This is a genomic window from Rathayibacter sp. AC451, from assembly GCF_979253095.1.
Genome location: NZ_CEEDBD010000001.1, coordinates 570,795 through 589,239 on the forward strand (window position 1 = coordinate 570,795; position 18,445 = coordinate 589,239).

An 18,445-nucleotide genomic window follows, 5' to 3' on the forward strand; every position below is an offset into this window, starting at 1 on the left:
GCGTGCCGGAGCTCCCCGAGGTCGAGGTGGTGCGCGCCGGCCTCGCCCCGGCCGTCACCGGCTCTCTCGTCACCGGCGTCGAGATCGTCGACGAGCGCTCGCTGAAGCGCCACGTGCATCTGCACGGCGCGTTCGAGCGTCTGCTGGTCGGGCGCCGGCTCGCCGGAGCCGTGCGCCGCGGGAAGTTCCTCTGGATGCCCGCCGGCCGCGACGAGGCCCTGCTCGTGCACCTCGGGATGAGCGGGCAGGTGCTGCTGCGCGCCGCGGATGCGCCGCCGGCCAGGCTGACGCGCATCCGGATCGCCATCGAGCACCCCGAGCACGGCGAGCTCGCCCTGCACTTCGTCGACCAGCGGATCTTCGGCTCCATGGCGATCGACACGCTCGAGCCCACCCCGGACGGCGCCCCGGGCGGCTACTCCGGCGACGGGCCGCTGGGAGACTGGACCGCACGCGTCCCCTCGCAGGTGGCGCACATCGCGCGGGACCCGCTCGATCCCTTCTTCGACCTCTCCGGCATCGTGACGGCGCTCGGGCGCCGGAACAGCGGGATCAAGCGGGCGCTGCTCGATCAGACCCTCGTCAGCGGCATCGGCAACATCTACGCGGACGAGTCGCTGTGGGCGGCCGAGCTGCACCCGGAGCGCTCGAGCGCGTCGCTGAGCGAGCCGCGGATCCGCCGCCTCTTCGCGGAGGTGCGCTCGGTGCTCGAGCGTGCGCTGGCCGAGGGCGGGACGAGCTTCGACGCCCAGTACGTCAACGTGAACGGGGCGTCGGGGTACTTCTCGCACAGCCTCAACGCCTACGGGCAGACCGGCAAGCCGTGCCCGCGGTGCGGCGAGGCGATCGTGCGGGTGCCGTTCATGAACCGCTCGTCGCACCTCTGCCCGCACTGCCAGCTGCTGCCGCGGGTGGCGGAGGAGCGGCGCGACCTCAGCTGAGGCAGGGTGCGGAGGCCTGACGGACGACGGTCACCCCGCACTGCCGATGGGGCGGAGCGGCGCGGTCAGGCCGTGGCCTTCTCGGATGCCGGAGCGTGCTTCACATGCGCGACGAGGTGGCCGAACAGCGACGCGATCAGGGTGATGGCGGCGGCGATCGCGAGGCCGAGCCAGAGGCCCGCGGTCAGCGCGAGGGCACCGACTCCGGCTCCGGCTCCGATCAGCACGACGGCCGCCAGGCGGCGGAACCAGGGCTGGCCCTTGCCGCTGCCGAGCCAGGAATCGGCGGCCAAGCCGGTGATGGTGGAGGTGACGACGACCGTGGTCACGTCCTTCACCGCGATGTGGCGGGCGGTCGCCGCCTGCAGACCCATCGCCAGGCCGAGGATGCCCGTCACGGTCAGGGCGAGCGGCTCCGGGTGCTCGGGGACGACGCCGAGGACGATCGCGAGCACGGCCATCAGCAGGCCGACCACGGTGAAGAGCCAGGTGGAGCGGGTCGTCCAGCCGGTCTTCACGGGGCGCAGCACGCGGCCGCCGATCGCGGCGCCGAGCATGAAGCCGACGAGCGCGATGATCGGGCCGACGACGGGCAGGTCGTCGGCGCCGGCGAGGGCCATGCCGAGGATCACGACGTTGCCGGTCATGTTGCCGGTGAAGACGCGGTCGAGGCCGAGGTAGCCGACGGCGTCGATGATGCCGGTCGAGAAGGTCAGGGCGAGCATCAGGCCGAGGTGGACGTTCTCGGTGCGGGTGCGCAGGCGTCGGAACACGGGGGTCCTGTCGTCGGAGGGAGGGGAGGCGCCCGCGAGAGGCCGTTCCGGCACGCTCGCGACGGCGCGTCGCGTGCTCGAGTGCATCTCGCGGGGTGGAGCGGGGGCTGAGCCCCGCCGATCCTGCCACGGATGCGCGCGAAGAGACGAAACACGGCTTCGGTACTGTCGGACGGTCGCGGGAGGCTCCCGCACAGGAAGGCGGGCGGCGCATGCGGTTGGCGGAGTGGGCGGTGCAGCCCGGAGAGTCGATCCCGGAGGGTGTGGGGTACCTGCCTGCGAGCCCCGACTCGGTGCTCTGGGGGCGGCTGCCCTGCGCGAGCGACCGCGCAGTGCTGACGATCGACTCCGGCGCCGAGGTCGTCATCGACACCCTGAGCCACGAGGGGGTCCTGGAGGATCAGGGCCGCGATCCGGTCGCGTTCTTCGGCCGCCACGGCGTCGCTCCCGAGGGCGTGCTGCGCGACGCGATCGAGCTCGCCGCCTCCGGTCCGTTCCGCGACGTCGAGGCCGACGGACCGCACGTCGTCACCGGTCCGATCGCCGTGGAGGGGCGCGCGACCGGGCGACCTGCTGCGGATGACCCTGCTCGAGGCCGAGCCGCGCGTGCCCTACGGGGTGATCTCGAACCGGCACGGTCGCGGAGCGCTGCCGGGGGAGTACCCGCTCGCCGCGGGGCCCTTCAGCGCCTTCGCGCACGTCGAGGACGGTACCGACGGGATCCGGCGCGGCGTGCTCCCGCTGGTCGCGGGCGGTGAGCGCTCGGCCAGGTTCGAGCTGCACCCGTTCCTCGGGATCATGGGCGTCGCGGTCGCGGGCGAGGAGCGCCCGCACTCCGTGCCGCCCGGTCCGCACGGCGGCAACATCGACATCTCGCTGCTGACGGCGGGGACGAGCCTCTACCTGCCGGTGCAGGTGCCCGGAGCGCTCGCCTACGTCGGGGATCCGCACTTCGCGCAGGGCGACGGCGAGGTCGCGCTCACGGCGATGGAGGCGAGCCTGCGCGTGCGGGTGCGCTTCGAGGTGGTGACGCGCGCCGACGCGCTCGCGGCGTTCGGCGAGCTCGTCGGGCCGCTGGGCGAGACGAGCGAGTTCCTGGTGCCGACCGGCATGGACGCCGATCTCGACGTCGCGGTGCAGAACTGCGTGCGCGCGGCCATCGCGCTGCTCCAGGCGCGCTACGGCATGGACGCGAGCCTGGCCTACGCGTACCTGAGCGCAGCGACCGACTTCAACATCTCGCAGGTCGTGGACCTCGTGAAGGGCGTGCACGCCCGCGTGCGGACGGCGGACTTCGATGTCTCGACCCGCGCGTGACCTCGCTCGAGGGCGAGCTGCCGGACGGCCTGGTCGACGCGGTGGTGGCGTACGAGGCCGCCCTCGCGGCCGACGACGTGCCGGCGCTGGCGGACGCGTTCGTCCGCGCGCCGACGACGCTCCGGGGCGACGCCTCGGGGCTGCTGGTCGGCCACGACGCGATCACCGGGTTCCGCGGACGGCGCGGTGGGACTCCTCCGCGCGGCCTCGCCGAGCTGCACGTGCGGGCGGTGGACGCCGGCACCGCGCTGGTCGTCACGGTGAACACGCCGTCCCGCGGGGGGAGAGGTCTGGTCACGCAGCTCTGGTCGCTCGACGAGGGCGTGTGGCGGGTGCGCGCCGCACAGGTGCAGGCGCCCGCACCGGCGCTGGACGCGCGGGTGTGGCGGGTCGTCGGCGCGCCGCTCGTGCCTCCCACCGGCTCGGGGGAGCTGGACGGGCTCGACATCGCGGTGAAGGACCTCTTCGCGATCGAGGGGCAGCAGATCGGCGCCGGGGTGCCCGTGCGCCTCGCCGAGGCCTCGGTCGAGTCGCTGACGGCTCCGGCCGTGGCCGATCTGCTGGAGGCCGGGGCGGCCGTGCGCGGCATCGCGCAGACCGACGAGTTCGCGTACAGCATCGCGGGCCGCAACTCCGGCTACGGGACCCCGCCGAACCCCGCCGTGCCCGGGGCGATCCCGGGCGGCTCCTCGAGCGGGCCGGCGACCGCCGTCTCGCTCGGGCAGGCGGCCATCGGCCTCGCCACCGACACGGCGGGCTCCATCCGCGTCCCTGCGTCCTACCAGGGGCTCTGGGGGCTGCGCACGACGCACGGCGCGGTGCCGGTCGAGGGGCTGCTGCCGCTGGCTCCGAGCTTCGACACGGTGGGCTGGCTGACGCGCGACGCCGAGACGCTGCTGCGCACGGCCCGGGTCGGGCTGCGCGGGTCGGAGCAGCGCCCACTCGGCGGAGGCGTCGCGATCGCTCCGGCACTGCTCGAGTCGGCCGACCCGGCCGTGCGCAGTGCGTTCACCGACGCGGTCGAGGCGCTGGTCGCCTCCGGCGTCCTCACCGCTCCCGAGGGCGTCGAGCTGCCGCCCGTCGACGGGATGCTCGAGGCCTTCCGCACCGTGCAGGCGGCGGAGGCGTGGGCCGCCGACGGCGAGTGGGTCGCGGCGCATCCGGGTGCTCTGGCTCCCGACGTGCAGGGCCGGTTCGACGCCGCGTCGCTGCTGGGTCCCGAGATCGTCGCCTCCGCTCGGCTGCGGCTCGCGGGGTTCAGGCGGGCGCTCGACGTCGCCCTCGACGGTCGTGTGCTGCTCCTGCCCTCCGCCTCCTCGCCCGCTCCCGCGCTCGACGCCTCGGCCGAGCGGATCGACGCGGTGCGGACGGCGACGCTGAGCATGACGTGCGTCGCGGGGATCGGCGGATACCCGGCCCTGTCGGTGCCGCTGCTCAGCGTGGACGGCGCTCCTGTCGGGTTCTGCCTGATCGGCGGGCGCGGCACGGATCTCGCGCTGATCGAGCTCGCCGCCGGCTTCGGCCGGTCCTGATCGCCGGGTGCGCCGAAACACGGGTGAAACGTCTGTTCCGTATGCTGGGCGCTTGAAACAGGTTTTCCTCCTGCGTCCCCGTCCGTGAAGAGGTGGTTCCCATTCCGACCGCGCCCGCGATCTCGACGTTCCTGCCGATCGACCCGCCCCCGCGGCTCCTGATGGGTCCCGGCCCGATCAACGCGGACCCCCGCGTGCTGCGCGCCATGTCGGCGCAGCTGGTCGGCCAGTACGACCCCTCCATGACCGCGTACATGACCGAGACGCAGGAGCTCTACCGCCGCGTCTTCGTCACCGAGAACGAGAAGACGCTGCTCGTCGACGGCACCAGCCGCGCGGGCATCGAGGCGGCGCTCGTCTCGATGCTCGAGCCGGGCGACCGCGTGCTCGTGCCCGTCTTCGGCCGCTTCGGCCACCTCCTCCGCGAGATCGCCGAGCGCTGCGGAGCCGAGGTGCACGTGATCGAGGCGGAGTGGGGGCAGGTGTTCCCCGTCTCGGTCATCGCGGAGGCGATCGAGAGGGTTCGGCCCAAGGTGCTGGCCGTGGTGCACGGCGACACCTCGACCACCATGGCGCAGCCGCTCGAGGAGCTCGGCGCGATCTGCGAGAAGCACGGCGTGCTCTTCTACACCGACGTCACGGCGTCGCTGGCGGGCAACGCGTTCCGTGCCGACGAGCTGGGGCTCGACGCGGTCACGGCCGGGCTGCAGAAGTGCCTCGGCGGACCCTCCGGCTCGGCGCCCGCCACGTTCTCGGAGAAGGCCGTCGCGGTCATCGAGTCGCGCAAGAGCATCGAGGCCGGCATCCGCGACGAGGGCGACGCAGTCAGTGCGCACCCCGTCCGCTCGAACTACTTCGACCTCGGCATGGTCTTCGACTACTGGGGTCCGCGCCGGCTCAACCACCACACCGAGGCCACCACGATGCTCTACGGCGCGCGGGAATGCGCCCGGATCATCGTGGAGGAGGGCCTCGAGAACACGATCGCGCGGCACGAGCTGCACGGGGCGGCGATGCTCGCCGGCGTGCAGGGCCTCGGTCTCGAGGTCTTCGGCGACGTCTCGCACAAGATGAGCAACGTCGTCGCGGTCCGCATCCCCGAGGGAGTGAACGGCGACGCGGTCCGCGGCGCGATGCTCGAGGACTTCGGCATCGAGATCGGCACGTCCTTCGGTCCGCTGCACGGCAAGGTCTGGCGCATCGGCACGATGGGCTACAACGCCCGCCCCGACACCGTGCTGACGACGCTCGCGGCACTCGAGGCGGTGCTGCGCCGAGCGGGTGCGCGCGTCGCTCCGGGCGGCGGGGTGGACGGCGCCTACGGCGTGTACGGGAGCGCCGCGTGAGCGCCGTCGACGCCGCCGCGATCATGGAGCGCTGCGACCTGCTCGCGGCCGTCTCGAGCACGCGCGGCGCGATCGAGCGCGTCTACCTCTCCGGAGCACGCCCGCGTGAACGCGATGGCGGCGGCCTGGATGGAGGAGGCGGGCATGCGCTCGTGGCAGGACGCCGCGGGCAACCAGTGCGGCCGCTACGAGGGCGCCACCCCGGGTCAGCCCGCGCTGATGCTCGGCTCGCACCTCGACACGGTGATCGACGCCGGCCGCTACGACGGGATCCTCGGCGTGATGCTGGCGATCGGGGTCGTCTCGCGCCTGAACGCCGCCGGCGTCCGACTGCCGTTCGCGATCGAGGTCGTCGCGTTCGGCGACGAGGAGGGCACCCGCTTCGGCACCGCGCTCCTCGGATCGCGCGCCGTGGCCGGCACCTGGGACGAGCGCTGGTGGGAGCTCGAGGACGCGCAGGGAACCACGCTCGTCGAGGCGTTCCACGAGTTCGGACTCGATCCCTCCCGCATCTCGACGGCGGCGCGCGCGGCCGACGACCTGCTCGGCTACCTCGAGGCGCACATCGAGCAGGGCCCGTACCTCGAGGAGGCCGATCGGGCGCTCGGAGTCGTCTCCTCCATCGCCGGCGCCCGCCGCTTCGCCGTCACGCTCACCGGTAAGGCCGGTCACGCGGGCGGCGTGCCCTTCGACCGCCGCCGCGACGCGCTCGCCGGGGCTGCGGAGGCGGTGCTCGCGGTCGAGCGGATCGCCCGCGACAACGGCTGCATCGCCACGGTCGGCCGCCCCGAGGCGTTCCCCGGAGCGGTCAACGTGATCCCGGGCCGGGTCGAGTTCAGCATCGACCTGCGCGCCGAGTTCGACGACGTCCGCGACCGCGTGTGGGACGGGATCCAGCACGCGATGTCGGAGTCGGCCGGCCGCCGCCGGCTCTCGCTGACCGTCGAGGAGACGCACGGCGCTCCCGCCGTCGTCGCGTCCGCGGCGCTCCAGGACGTGATCCGCGAGGGCATCCGCGCGACCGGCGACGAGGAGCCGATGGTCCTGTTCTCGAAGGCGGGCCACGACGCGATGGCGATCGCCGAGCTCACCGACTACGCGATGCTCTTCCTCCGCTGCGAGGGCGGCGTCAGCCACCACCCCGAGGAGAACGTGACCGAGGCCGACGTGGCCGTGGCGCTCGACGCCTTCGAGGCGGCGGTGCACGCCTTCGCGAGGTCGCGGGCATGACGACGGCCGCTCCCTCCGACGCCGACGCGCCGCCCAGCATCGGGCACCGCATCGACGCGGGCTACGCGTCGCTCTCGCGGCAGGAGCAGCGGGCGGCCGACTTCATCCTGGACCACCTGGGCGACCTCGCGATCTACACGGCCACCGAGCTCGCCGCGCACAGCGGGAGTGTCGAAGGCGACGGTGTCGCGCCTCTTCCGCCGGCTCGGCTTCTCGAACTCGCAGGAGGTGCGCGAGCACGCCCGTGCGCTGCGCAGCTCGGGGGTCCCCGTCGGACCAGCCTCCGCCCACGGCGACCCGATCGCCGCGCACCTCGAGAGCGAGCGCGCCAATCTGCAGCGCCTCGCCTCGACGTTCAGCGACGGACGACTGGACGAGGCGGTCCGGCTCGTCGCGGCCGCCCGCGAGGTCGTGGTCGTGGGGATGCGCAACAGCTACCCGGTGGCGCTCCACCTGCGCCAGCAGCTCGCCCAGGCCCGCGCGCGTGTCAGAGTGGCCCCGCAGCCGGGGCAGTCGCTGGGCGAGGAGATCGTGGGGCTCGGAGCCGAGGACGTCGTCGTGCTCGTGGGCTTCCGGCGCCGGCCCTCGGCCTTCACCGCGCTCCTGGACGGGCTGGCCGACCGCGGGGTGCCGGTCGTGCTTCTCGCCGATCCGCAGGCCCGCCGGCTCGCCGACCGTGCCGCGGTCTGGCTCGAGTGCCCGGTCGACAGCGAGGCGGCCTTCGACAGCTACGCCGCGGCGATGAGCGCGGTCGCGCTGCTCGCCTCGGGGGTACTCGGCGCCCGTCCGCGCGAGGCGCGCGAGCGGATCGCCGGGATCAGCACCGTCTACGCCGAGCTCTCCGAGATCGAGGACCGGGCGTGAGCGCCGTCGAGGCCGCGGATCTGATCCGGGCCCACGCCCGTCACCCGATCGGCCGGATCGACGAGGACGTGACGGAGGAGGTGCTCGGCCGCGCCGAGCTGCTCACGCCGACCTGCGGCGACCGGCTCGTGGTGCGCATCGTGCGAGTGGACGACTCCGTGTCGCTGCGCTGGACGGGACGCGGCTGCGAGCTGTCGCAGGGCTCGGCGTCGCTGCTCGTCGACGAGCTCGACGGACTCGACGAGGAGGCCCTCCGCGCCCGCGTCGGGGCGTTCCTGACCTCGATGCGGCTGCGGGTCGCGGATCCGGTGCTCGGCGACGAGGAGGCGCTGCTCGCCGTGGCCGCGAACCCCGTGCGCTCGGTCTGCGCGACGCTCGCCTGGCGGGCGCTCGGCGACGCCCTGGATCAGGCGGGCCCGTCGTGATCGCGGCCGTCGGCCAGATCGCCGCACTCGATCTCGACGGCACCGTGGTCGCGCAGGTGGTCCCGGGCTCCCGCGTCTCCGCGCAGTCCGCCGGCCAGCGCCGCCCAGTGCGCGCGGCCGATCAGCACCGGATGACCGGGTCGACCGGAGTGGACCGCTCTCACGAGCGCATCGGGCGAGTCCGGGGCCGCCGCCAGGATCCGCGCGCCGACGGCGGCGGGCTCCTCCGGGAGGTCGACGAGCGTCACGAGGGCGGCATCGCCGGTGGCCGCGGCGAGACCGGCGCGCAGCGAGGCGGACATCCCGTCCGCCCAGTCCTCCGCGACGACGGCGTCCGCGCCCTCCGGGACGAGAGCGAGGGCCTCGTGGGCTCCCGCTCCGAGGACGACCAGCACCCGTCCGCAGCCGATCGCCTCGAGGCGCCGGACCGCGAGCGCGAGCCACGGGGTGCCGTCCGGGGCCCGGCGCAGCGCCTTCGGGCCGCCCGCGCGTCGACCCGCGCCGGCGGCGAGGACGATCCCGGTCACCGCAGCAGCCTCCATCCCACCATCGTGCCCCACCCCGCCGCCCGACGAGGAGAGTCCATGACCACCCCCGCCCCCCTCCGCGACGCCCTGCTCGCCTGCCTCGCCGTGCCCCGCTGGGCCGACGAGGTGGCGGCCGGAGCGCCGTACGCCTCGACCGGGCTGCTTGCCGAGGCCGCCGACCGCGTCGCGCGCACGCTCACCCCGGAGGAGATCGCGTCGGCCCTGGCCGACCACCCGAGGATCGGCGAGCGGCACGCCGCCTCCGGACGCGCCTCCGCGTTCTCGGCCGCCGAGCAGGCCGCGAGCCTCTCGAGCGACGAGGCCCTGGCCGAGCGCCTGATCGCGGGCAACCGCGCCTACGAGGAGCGGTTCGACCGGGTGTTCCTCATCCGCGCGGCCGGTCGCTCGCGCGAGGAGATCGTCGGGGAGCTCGAGCGCCGCCTCTCCCTCGACGACGACGCCGAGAGCGCGATCGTCGCCGACCAGCTCCGCGAGATCACCGTCCTGCGCGTTCGCGCCCTCGGGCCCGCGACCGGCGCCGTCACCGAGGAGGCCACCCGATGAGCGCGCACACCAGCCACGTCACGACCCACGTCCTCGATGCCGTGCACGGGCGTCCCGCCCAGGGGGTGCCGGTCGTGCTCGAGGCGCGCGCCGGCTCGGGCTGGGAGAGGCTCGCCGAGGCGAGCACCGACTCCGACGGGCGTGTCGCCGCTCTCGGGCCCCGGTCGCTGCCCGCGGGCGTCTACCGGGTCGTCTTCGACACCGCCGCCTACTTCGGCGACGTCGAGTCGTTCTACCCGGAGGTGGTGATCGCGTTCCGGCTCGCCGACGAGGGCGCGCACTACCACGTGCCGCTGCTGCTGAGCCCGTTCGCCTACTCGACGTACCGGGGGAGCTGACGGTGCAGCTCCAGGACGTCCTCGACGCGCCGCAGCTGCGGATCCGCGCCGTCTTCACCACTCCCGAGGCGCTCGCGCGCCCGGTCAACTGGACCTTCACGACCGACCTGCTCGACCCTCGCCGCTACCTCGCTCGCGACCAGCTCGTGCTGACCGGCATGATGTGGCGCCGCACCCCCGAGGACAGCGAGACCTTCGTGTCCGCGGTGGCCGCCTCCGGTGCCGTCGCCCTGCTCGCGGGCGAGGGCCTCTACGGCTTCGTGCCCGACGACGTCGTCGAGGCGTGCCGCGCGCACGGAGTGGCGCTGTTCGCGGTGCCGGCCGACGTGTCGTTCGCCTCGATCACGGCGCACCTCTCGAACGCCCTCGCGGGCGACCGGGTGGCGAGGCTCACCGCGGGGCTCGCCCGCCAGCGGCAGCTGCTGACGGAGGTGTACCGCGGACAGCTCCTCGACGAGCTGATCGCGCGGACGTCCGGCGAGCTCGGGCGTCCTGTGCGCGTGCTGACCGCCACCGGGCGCTCCGCCGCGTCCGCGGAGCCGCTCGGCCTCACCGAGATCGAGCGGGTGGTGCACGCCGGGCTCACCGCGCGGCAGAACCCGGTGACCGTCGCGGACGCCCACGGCGGCACGCTCTCGGTCTTCGCGGTCGGCGGAGCAGACGAGCACCGCGCGACCCAGTGGTTCGTGGTCGTGGCCGGCGACTGGAACGAGTGGCACCCGTCGCTGCTGGACGCGGTCACCGAGCTGACCGGAGTGGTGGGCCTCTACCGCCTGCAACGCGACGCGGAGACGCTGGCCGACACGGCCCTCGCCGACCGGCTGCTCGAGCTCGTCGAGGAGGACAGCGAGCAGCCCGAGGCGGCGGTGTACCTCCGCCAGCTCGGACTGGGAGGCGCCGGGCGCTGCGCCGTGATCGCCGCCGGGTTCGACGACGACGACTCCTCCGAGCTCGCCCGCCGGATCCTCACCGACGCGGCCTCGCACCTCGGCCGCGCCGTGGTCGGCCGAGACGCGGACGGCCGCGTCGTGGCGGTGCTCCCGGTCGACGCGACCGACGCGATCCCCACAGGCGCGGATCCGCTCTCGGTCGTCACCGCGGCGCTGCGCCGGGTCGGGTCGGGGCTCGGCGACCAGGTGCTGCGCGTGGGGACGAGCGCCGCGACTCCGCTCGCCGCCCTCGGCGGTGCCCTGCGCTCCGCCCGGTACGGGATGCTGCTGCCGGGAGTGCCCGGCGACGGATCGAGGGTGCGGATCAACGACGCCGGCGAGGTGACCTCGGCGGTGCAGCTGCTGACCGCGGTGCCGGACCACCTCCGGAGCGTCTTCGTCGAGCTCGTGCTCGGCCGGCTGATCGAGCACGACGCCCGCTACAACTCGCAGCTCGTCGCGACGCTCGCGGCGTTCCTCGACTGCGGCGGCTCGTGGGTGCGCGCCGCGGAGCAGACGCATCTGCATCTGAACACCGTGCGGTACCGCATCGCGCGCGTCGAGGAGCTGACGCAGCGCGACCTCTCGAACACGTCGGACCGCGCGGACCTGTTCCTGGCCCTGCAGCTGCGCTGACCGGGCGCGGGCCTCGTCCGGAGCGTCCCGGTGCCGTCTGCAGGGGAGTCGCCGGCCCTCTCGGCGTGTCCGCGTGCGGTCTGCAGGGGATTCGCCGGGCGGGCGCACCGGTGGGGCGGAGGAAGGCGCGTTCCTGCGCGGATCCCCTGCGAATCGTACGGGTGTCTGCAGAGCGCACCGGGTCTCGCTCCGCAGGGCCTCTGCACCGTCTGCAGGGGATCCCGGCACCCGCGCGTCGATCTGACGGAGGACGGCGCGTTCCCGCGCGGATCCCCTGCAGATAGTGCGAGCCCCTGCAGATCGCGCGCGCTCCTGCAGATCGTGCGCGCTCCTGCAGATCGCACCCGGGCCTACTCCGGAGCGAGCACCTCGCGGCCCCGCACGTGCACGGCCGCGATCGCCGGCTCGCGCAGCCCCATCAGCAGCGCGAAGAGCAGCTGGGCGGTGGCGGTCGCGTCGTCGTCGGCCCGGATCCCGCGCTCGAGCACGTCGGCCAGAGGCTCCCAGCGCGAGGGCTCGATGCGGAGGAAGTCGGCGTCCTTGCCGCGATCGAAGTTGCCGAACCGCTCCTCCATGTCGAGCGCGCGGGCTCCCGCGAGGGTCGCCGAGAACAGCATCTCCGCAGGGTGCAGCGCGACCGACGCCTCGCCGGGCTCCGACAGGTGCACCTTGAAGGCGTCGTTCGCGACGCGCGACAGCAGCCATTCGTCGCCGGCGCCGACGTCGCTCCCGAGGGCCACCGTCACTCCGCTCGCCACCGTGCGCCGCCACGGCATCGTGCCCGAGCCGAGGAACTGCTGCGACGTGGGGCAGTGCGCGATCGACGTGCCGGTCTCGGCGAGGCGGTGCAGCTCCGCGTCTTGGCAGTGCACGGCGTGCGCGAGGATCGTGCGCCTGCCCAGCAGCGACGAGCCGCCGCGCGCGGAGCCGGGGAGGAAGAGCCCGTCGTACGTGTCGAGGTAGCTGCGCGTGCCGTACGAGCCGAGCACCGCGGCGATCTCGCCGTCGCCGGGGCGGTCGTTCTCGTTCAGGTGGCTGTGCACGTAGACGCCGCGGCCGCGCACGTCGTCGTAGAGGTCGCCGAGGGCCCCCAGGGTCGTCGGAGTGACCGAGAGCGAGAAGCGCGGAACGATCGCGACCTGCAGCAGAGCGGTGGCGGAGTCGCCGGTGTCGACCGCGTGCCAGCGCTCGATCTCGGCGGCGACGAGGTCGACCGCCTCGGTCTCGCCCGTGAGCAGGGGTGCGGCGGAGGCGGGCCCGACGGTCTGCACACCGCGCCCGGAGACCAGGCGCAGGCCCGTCGCGCGGGTCCGCTCGAACAGGGCGTCCTGCGCGTGCGGGAACGCCGATCCGAAGACCATCGCCGCAGTCGTGCCCGCAGCGATGCGGCGGCGGGTGAAGTCGCGGGCGATCCGCGTCGCGAACTCCTCGTCGGCGAGACGCGCCTCCGCCGGGAAGATCGTGCCGTCGAGCCACTCGAGCAGCTGGCCGCCGCCGAAGCCGTCGATCGAGTAGGTCTGCGGGAAGTGGACGTGCGCGTCGACGAAGCCGGGCACGAGGATCGCGGAGGAGTCGCCCACGACGTCCGCGCCGCGGTGGGCGTCCGGCAGCTCGGCGAAGCGGCCGGTCCAGACGATGACGCCCGAGTCGTCGACGACCAGCGCGCCGTCCGGCACCGAGACGAGGGCCTCGCGGGCCTGCTCGAGCGTCGGACGGCCCGCGATGTGCAGGAGGTGCCCGCGGTGGACGGTGGTCACACCAGTCCCGTGTAGGCGTACCAGGCGGGGCCGGCGTCCGGTGCGTCGTCGCGGACGACGCTCGCCTGGATCAGCCCGTAGGGCCGGTCGGCGGCGTGGAACACCTCGCCGTCGTTCGCGACGCCGAACGGCGACAGGTCGTAGAGGAAGTGGTGCTTGTTGGGGGCGGAGAGACGCACCTCGACGATCTGCGGGAACTCCTCCAGCACCGCCTTGCCCATCTCGAAGAGCGTCTGCTGAAGGGCGAGGGAGTGCACGGTCGCGAAGCGGCTGATCATCAGAGCCTTCACCCCGGCGTAGAGGACCTCCCAGTCGAGCGAGCCGAGCTCCTCGGGAGTGAGCGCGAACCGCCACTTCGCGACCAGCGAGGTCGCCATGACGCGGTCGTCGGTCGGCTGCAGGACGGTGTACGGGTCGGTGAGGAAGCCGTGGAACTCGGAGCCCGTCGACTTCAGGATGGTCAGGTCCTTGAAGCCGCCGGTGACCCAGATCTGCTGCGCCTCGCCGGTGCCCTCGACGGAGACGGATGCGGTGCGCACCTCCTGACCCTTGCGGACCCAGGTGTGATCGTGCTCCTGGCCGTCGACGAGGACGCGCTCCCACGCGAACTCCTCGATCTCGACCCGCGCGCCGTGCACCGGCGCGTAGCCGTCGACGAAGTGGCGGGCGAGCTCGAGGCCGTACGCCTCGATCGAGCGCAGCCCCTTCTCCTTCGCGAAGGAGTAGGCGGTCTGCTTCTGCGTGTCGGTCGGCAGCACCGCGGACTGGTCGCCCTCGAGGTGCGCGGCCTCGAAGTCGCCGCGCAGCGCGGTCGAGACGGTGACGTCGTGGATCTCGTGGCGCGGGGTGTCGCGGTAGATCCGGACGACGCGGTTCTCGGCCTTCCCGTACTGGTGGTCTCCGAGGATGATCGACATGTCCGCTCCTGTTCGCGTTCGGGATGGGCGGCGGCGGGTGCCCGTCTGCCAGGATGCCGCTCCGCGTCGCCGCGCCGCTTCGTCCGAGCGCTCAGCATCGGGCGCTCGTCGGGCTCCAGTCTTGTGCGATCCGTCCGGATCCGGTGCCGGACCCGCTCCTGTTCACACGCCCGAAACGCGGCCGGAACACGACGCTCAGAGGCGCTCGAGCAGACGCCCGACGGGAGCGGCGGTGCTCGCGTCGACCCGGCGCCCGCCGACCCAGGTGCCCGTCACCGCGCCGCGGATCGCGCGGCCGTCGTAGGCGGACACCTTGTTCTTGTGCGCGAGGGCCTCGACGTCGACGTGCGACTGCGCCTCCGGATCGAACGCGACGAGGTCGGCGTCGGCGCCCGCCCGCAGCAGGCCCTTCTGCCCGAGCCCGGCGAAGGCGGCGGTCCCGGTCGACATCCAGGCGACGACCTGCTCGAGCGGGATCCCGCGCTCGCGGGCCCCGGTCCACACGGCGCGGAAGCTGAGCTCGAGCCCCGAGATGCCGCCCCAGGCGAGGCCGAAGTCGCCGTCGTGCGCGAACTTCAGCTCCTTGGTGGCGGGGGAGTGGTCCGACGCGATGATGTCGATCGTGCCGTCGAGAAGGCCCTTCCAGAGCAGTTCGCGGTTGTGCTCGTCGCGGATCGGAGGGCAGCACTTGTACTGCGTGCCGCCGTCGGGGATCGTCTCGGCGTCGAACGTGAGGTAGTGCGGGCAGGTCTCGGCGGTGATGCGCAGCCCCTCCGCCTTCGCCTCGCGCAGCAGCGGCAGGGCCTTCGCGGAGGAGAGGTGCAGGATGTGCGCACGCCCGCCGGTCTCGCGGACCGCCTCGATCACGTGCAGGATCGCGCTGCTCTCGGAGGCGTCGGGGCGTGAGGCCACGAACGCGTCGTAGGAGGTGCCGCCCGCGTTCGTGTGCGCGTCGAGCTCGTCCGGGTCCTCGGCGTGCACGATCAGCAGGCCGTCGAAGGCGGCGATCTCGTGCATCGCCTCGAAGAGCTGATCGGTCGAGAGGTGCGGGAACTCGTCCACCCCGCTGGGCGAGAGGAAGCACTTGAAGCCGAACACCCCGGCGTCGTGCAGCTCGCGGAGCGTGCCGAGATTGCCGGGGACCGCTCCGCCCCAGAAGCCCACGTCGACCAGGGCCTGCGGGCCCGCGGCGGCGCGCTTGGCCTCCAGCCCGGCGACCGTGGTCGTGGGCGGGATCGAGTTGAGCGGCATGTCCAGGAGCGTCGTGACGCCTCCGGCAGCGGCGGCGCGAGTGGCGGACGCGAAGCCCTCCCACTCCGTGCGGCCGGGCTCGTTCACGTGCACGTGCGTGTCGACGACGCCCGGGATCAGCACCTGGCCGTCGGGCAGGTCGACCACCTCGCGCGCCTCCCACGGTGCGTCGATCGCGCTGACCGCGACGATCAGGCCCTCGGCCACGGCCACGCTGGCGGGTTGGAACCCGTGCTCCGTGAGGACGGCGGTGGAGCGGATCACGAGGTCGAGGGAGGGGGAGTCCGAAGGCATGGATCGACCCTATACTCGGCATGTTTCGTGCGGACGAGCCCTCCCGGCCGACCCCGCGCCCCGGCAGCGCCGCCTCCCACCCGTTGCCCGAGGAGGCCGCCATGCTCGAGCTCGCCGTCCCGATCCTGCAGCGCGTCGAGGCGGGCGAGCGGGTCGCGGTCGTGACCGTCACGCACGTCTTCGGCTCGGCGCCCCGGGCTCTCGGCTCGTCGATGGCGGTCGACGCGGGCGGAGCGGCGATCGGCTCGATCTCGGGCGGCTGCGTCGAGGCGCAGGCCTACGCTCTCGCGCAGGACGTGCTCGGCACGGGCGCCGCGGCGGCCGACCACTTCGGCTTCGACGACGAGGCGGCCTTCTCGGCCGGCCTCTCCTGCGGCGGACAGCTGCGCGTCTTCGGCCACGCGGTCGACGCAGGATCGGGAGCCGTCCTGGCGGAGCTGCGCGCGGTGCGCGCCGGACGTCCCGCCGGGCTCGCGATGATCGTCGGCGGTCCCAAGGAGCTGGTCGGCCTGGTGCTGACCGGCGCGACGCGCGCCCAGGACGTCGTCGGCCCCTCCCTCGACGACGACACCCTGCGGCGGATCCTCGCCGAGCGCGAGTCGAGGCTGCGCTCGGGACGCTCGGCGACGATCGAGATCGACTGCCAGGGCGTGGAGCTCGAGGTCGCGTTCGTCGTGAGCGCCGAGAAGCCGCGCCTGATCGTCTTCGGCGCGGTCGACTTCTCGGCCGCCCTCTGCGCCGCCGGAGCCCTGCTGGGCTACCGCGTGACCGTGTGCGATGCCCGTCCCGTGTTCGCCACGGCCGAGCGCTTCCCGGGGGCCGACGAGGTCGTCGTCGAGTGGCCGTCGGACTACCTCGCCCGGACGGCGGTCGACGAGCGGACGGTACTCGCCGTGCTCACGCACGACGAGAAGTTCGACGTCCCGCTGCTCGAGCTCGCGCTCACCCTCCCGGTCGCCTACGTCGGGGCGATGGGCTCGCGGCGCACGCACGAGCGGCGGCTGACGCTGCTCCGCGAGGCAGGGACGACCCCGGAGGCGCTCGCGCGGCTGCACTCGCCGATCGGACTCGATATCGGGGCGTCCACGCCCGAGGAGACCGCGGTGTCGATCCTCGCGGAGGTGCTCGCCGTGCGGGCGGGCGCCTCGGGAGCGCCGCTGCGCGGCGGTGCGGGACCCATCCACACGGCGGCGCCCTGACCGGTCGGCCCGCCGCGGGTAACGACCGCGAAACACGGACCCGCCATGCTCGGGGGGATGCAGCGCCACATCATCACCGGAGCCCACGTCGCGACCGTCGACGCGCTCGGCACCGAGCATCCCAGCGGTCACGTCGTCGTCGACGGCTCGCGCATCGTCGCCGTCGGAGCGGGGGAGGCGCCCGCGTGGGCGATCGAGGGCCGCGCCCCGACCGGGCTCCCCGCCGCGGAGACCGTCTCGATCACGCGCGTCGACGGCCGCGGCCACCTGCTGACTCCGGGCCTGATCAACACCCACCACCACCTCTACCAGTGGCTGACCCGCGGCTGGGCGCAGGACTCGATCCTCTTCGACTGGCTCGTCGCGCTGTACCCCGCGTGGTCGCGGATCGACGCCGACCTCACGCGCTCCGCCTCGCTCGGCGCGATGGGCGTGCTCGCCCGCTCCGGCTGCACGACCGTCGGCGACCACCACTACGTCTTCCCGCGGGGCTCCGGCGACATCGTCGGCGGCATCGTCGATGCGGCCTCCACCCTCGGGGTGCGGCTGCACGCGACCCGCGGCTCGATGGATCTCGGCGAGTCCCAGGGCGGGCTGCCGCCGGACTTCGCCGTGGAGACGACCGCGGCGGCCCTCGAGGCGAGCGGGGCGGCCGTCGAGCGCTACCACGACGCCTCCTTCGAGTCGATGGTGCGCGTCGCCATCGCCCCCTGCTCACCCTTCTCGGTGACCCCGGATCTGCTCCGCGAGTCCGCGGTCCTGGCGCGGCAGCTGGGCGTGCGGCTGCACACCCACGGCTCCGAGACGGTCGAGGAGGACGCGTACACGCGTGAGGCCTTCGGCATGTCTCCCACCGACTACCTCGAGTCGCTCGGCTGGCTCGGCGACGACGTGTGGATGGCGCACTGCGTGCACCTCGACGACGACGCGATCGCGAAGTTCGCGGCGACCGGCACCGGCGTCGCGCACTGCCCGTCCTCGAACGGCCGGCTCGCAGCGGGGATCGCGCCGGTGCCGCAGCTGCTGGCAGCGGAAGTGCCGGTGGGGCTCGGCGTCGACGGTGCCGCGTCCAACGAGTCGGGTCAGCTCGGCATCGAGATCCGCGAAGCCGTGCTGATGAACCGTCTGCGCGCCGGGGCGGATCGGATGAGCGCCCGCCAGGCGCTCTCCGTCGCGACGATCGGAGGCGCGCGCGTGCTCGGCCGGCAGGACGAGATCGGCTCGATCGAGGTCGGCAAGCTCGCCGACCTGGCGCTGTGGCGGGTCGACGGGATCGAGCACGCGGGCATCGCGGACCCGGTCGCCGCCCTCGCGCTCGGCTCGCAGCCGCCGCTGACGCTGCTGCTGGTGAACGGCCGCCCGACGGTCTCGGCGGGGCGCCTCGTGAATGCGGACGAGGACGCGATCGCCCGCGAGGTCGCCCGCGCGAGCGCGGAGCTCGCCTCGCGCGTCTGACCGCGGTGACCGCTGCAGTACGCGGGTCTCGATACACCGCCTCCGGCGGCTACTCGACCAGCAGTATGCGAGCCCGCGGGTATGCGAGCGGCGGCCTTCTCTGCTGATCGAGTAGCCAGCAAAGCAGGCGTATCGAGATCCACGTCCTCC

Annotated in this window: 17 protein-coding genes; 12 read left to right on the forward strand and 5 right to left on the reverse strand. The window is 73.8% G+C overall.

Going from position 1 to position 18,445, the window contains the following annotated elements:
* Positions 1-2: 2 nt before the first annotated feature.
* Complete coding sequence (gene mutM / locus AC0CID_RS02670) at positions 3-941, forward strand: bifunctional DNA-formamidopyrimidine glycosylase/DNA-(apurinic or apyrimidinic site) lyase (RefSeq protein WP_465225692.1); 939 nt, start codon at positions 3-5, stop codon at positions 939-941.
* A gap of 65 nt (positions 942-1,006) precedes the next feature.
* On the opposite strand, the gene AC0CID_RS02675 is transcribed toward mutM, so the two are convergent.
* Positions 1,007-1,714, reverse strand: coding sequence for a YoaK family protein (locus tag AC0CID_RS02675; RefSeq protein WP_465225693.1), 708 nt, complete (start codon positions 1,712-1,714; stop codon positions 1,007-1,009).
* A gap of 579 nt (positions 1,715-2,293) precedes the next feature.
* Here AC0CID_RS02675 and AC0CID_RS02680 point away from each other — a divergent pair.
* The 6 genes from AC0CID_RS02680 to AC0CID_RS02705 all read left to right on the forward strand — a co-directional run bounded on the left by AC0CID_RS02680 (position 2,294) and on the right by AC0CID_RS02705 (position 8,428).
* Positions 2,294-3,031 (forward strand): acetamidase/formamidase family protein, encoded by a 738-nt coding sequence (locus AC0CID_RS02680; protein WP_465225694.1) that lies wholly within the window; start codon positions 2,294-2,296, stop codon positions 3,029-3,031.
* A complete protein-coding gene (locus tag AC0CID_RS02685) occupies positions 3,028-4,563 on the forward strand; it encodes an AtzH-like domain-containing protein (protein WP_465225695.1) in 1,536 nt (511 codons plus the stop codon). The genes AC0CID_RS02680 and AC0CID_RS02685 overlap by 4 nt, the downstream gene beginning before the upstream one ends.
* A 161-nt stretch (positions 4,564-4,724) precedes the next feature.
* Positions 4,725-5,909: a pyridoxal-phosphate-dependent aminotransferase family protein gene (locus AC0CID_RS02690; protein ID WP_465228035.1), complete on the forward strand. Its 1,185-nt coding sequence runs from the start codon at positions 4,725-4,727 to the stop codon at positions 5,907-5,909.
* 114 nt (positions 5,910-6,023) lie between these two features.
* A complete protein-coding gene (locus AC0CID_RS02695) occupies positions 6,024-7,139 on the forward strand; it encodes an allantoate amidohydrolase (protein WP_465228036.1) in 1,116 nt (371 codons plus the stop codon).
* Positions 7,140-7,322: 183 nt separating this feature from the next.
* Positions 7,323-8,003: a MurR/RpiR family transcriptional regulator gene (locus tag AC0CID_RS02700; protein ID WP_465225696.1), complete on the forward strand. Its 681-nt coding sequence runs from the start codon at positions 7,323-7,325 to the stop codon at positions 8,001-8,003.
* Positions 8,000-8,428: an iron-sulfur cluster assembly scaffold protein gene (locus AC0CID_RS02705; RefSeq protein ID WP_207402384.1), complete on the forward strand. Its 429-nt coding sequence runs from the start codon at positions 8,000-8,002 to the stop codon at positions 8,426-8,428. The genes AC0CID_RS02700 and AC0CID_RS02705 overlap by 4 nt, the downstream gene beginning before the upstream one ends.
* On the opposite strand, the gene AC0CID_RS02710 is transcribed toward AC0CID_RS02705, so the two are convergent.
* The gene (locus tag AC0CID_RS02710; RefSeq protein WP_465225697.1) at positions 8,410-8,955 is read right to left on the reverse strand and encodes a nucleotidyltransferase family protein; all 546 of its coding nucleotides are present in this window, start codon (positions 8,953-8,955) and stop codon (positions 8,410-8,412) included. The two genes, AC0CID_RS02705 and AC0CID_RS02710, sit on opposite strands and share 19 nt — an antisense overlap.
* Positions 8,956-9,012: 57 nt before the next feature.
* On the opposite strand from AC0CID_RS02710, the gene uraD reads away from it, so the two are divergent.
* The 3 genes from uraD to AC0CID_RS02725 are packed head-to-tail and all read left to right on the forward strand — an operon-like array spanning position 9,013 to position 11,422.
* The gene (gene uraD, locus AC0CID_RS02715) at positions 9,013-9,519 is read left to right on the forward strand and encodes a 2-oxo-4-hydroxy-4-carboxy-5-ureidoimidazoline decarboxylase (protein ID WP_465225698.1); all 507 of its coding nucleotides are present in this window, start codon (positions 9,013-9,015) and stop codon (positions 9,517-9,519) included.
* Positions 9,516-9,857 carry a hydroxyisourate hydrolase gene (uraH, locus tag AC0CID_RS02720; RefSeq protein ID WP_465225699.1) on the forward strand — a complete coding sequence of 114 codons (342 nt, stop codon included), beginning with the start codon at positions 9,516-9,518 and terminating at the stop codon, positions 9,855-9,857. Before uraD ends, uraH begins: the two co-directional genes overlap by 4 nt.
* Before the next feature lie 2 nt (positions 9,858-9,859).
* A complete protein-coding gene (locus AC0CID_RS02725; protein ID WP_465225700.1) occupies positions 9,860-11,422 on the forward strand; it encodes a helix-turn-helix domain-containing protein in 1,563 nt (520 codons plus the stop codon).
* Positions 11,423-11,772: 350 nt separating this feature from the next.
* Here the strand turns inward: AC0CID_RS02725 and AC0CID_RS02730 are convergent, their stop codons facing one another.
* The 3 genes from AC0CID_RS02730 to allB all read right to left on the reverse strand — a co-directional run bounded on the left by AC0CID_RS02730 (position 11,773) and on the right by allB (position 15,641).
* Positions 11,773-13,179, reverse strand: a complete 1,407-nt coding sequence (locus tag AC0CID_RS02730; protein ID WP_465225701.1) for an amidohydrolase family protein — start codon at positions 13,177-13,179, stop codon at positions 11,773-11,775.
* The gene (pucL, locus tag AC0CID_RS02735; RefSeq protein WP_465225702.1) at positions 13,176-14,096 is read right to left on the reverse strand and encodes a factor-independent urate hydroxylase; all 921 of its coding nucleotides are present in this window, start codon (positions 14,094-14,096) and stop codon (positions 13,176-13,178) included. The genes AC0CID_RS02730 and pucL overlap by 4 nt, the downstream gene beginning before the upstream one ends.
* A gap of 195 nt (positions 14,097-14,291) precedes the next feature.
* Positions 14,292-15,641, reverse strand: coding sequence for an allantoinase AllB (gene allB / locus AC0CID_RS02740; protein ID WP_207402378.1), 1,350 nt, complete (start codon positions 15,639-15,641; stop codon positions 14,292-14,294).
* Between the two features lie 101 nt (positions 15,642-15,742).
* Here allB and AC0CID_RS02745 point away from each other — a divergent pair, with 101 nt between their 5' ends.
* Both AC0CID_RS02745 and AC0CID_RS02750 read left to right on the forward strand, forming a co-directional pair.
* The gene (locus AC0CID_RS02745) at positions 15,743-16,840 is read left to right on the forward strand and encodes an XdhC family protein (protein WP_465225703.1); all 1,098 of its coding nucleotides are present in this window, start codon (positions 15,743-15,745) and stop codon (positions 16,838-16,840) included.
* A 57-nt stretch (positions 16,841-16,897) separates the two neighbouring features.
* The gene (locus AC0CID_RS02750; RefSeq protein WP_465225704.1) at positions 16,898-18,295 is read left to right on the forward strand and encodes an 8-oxoguanine deaminase; all 1,398 of its coding nucleotides are present in this window, start codon (positions 16,898-16,900) and stop codon (positions 18,293-18,295) included.
* Positions 18,296-18,445 lie beyond the last annotated feature (150 nt).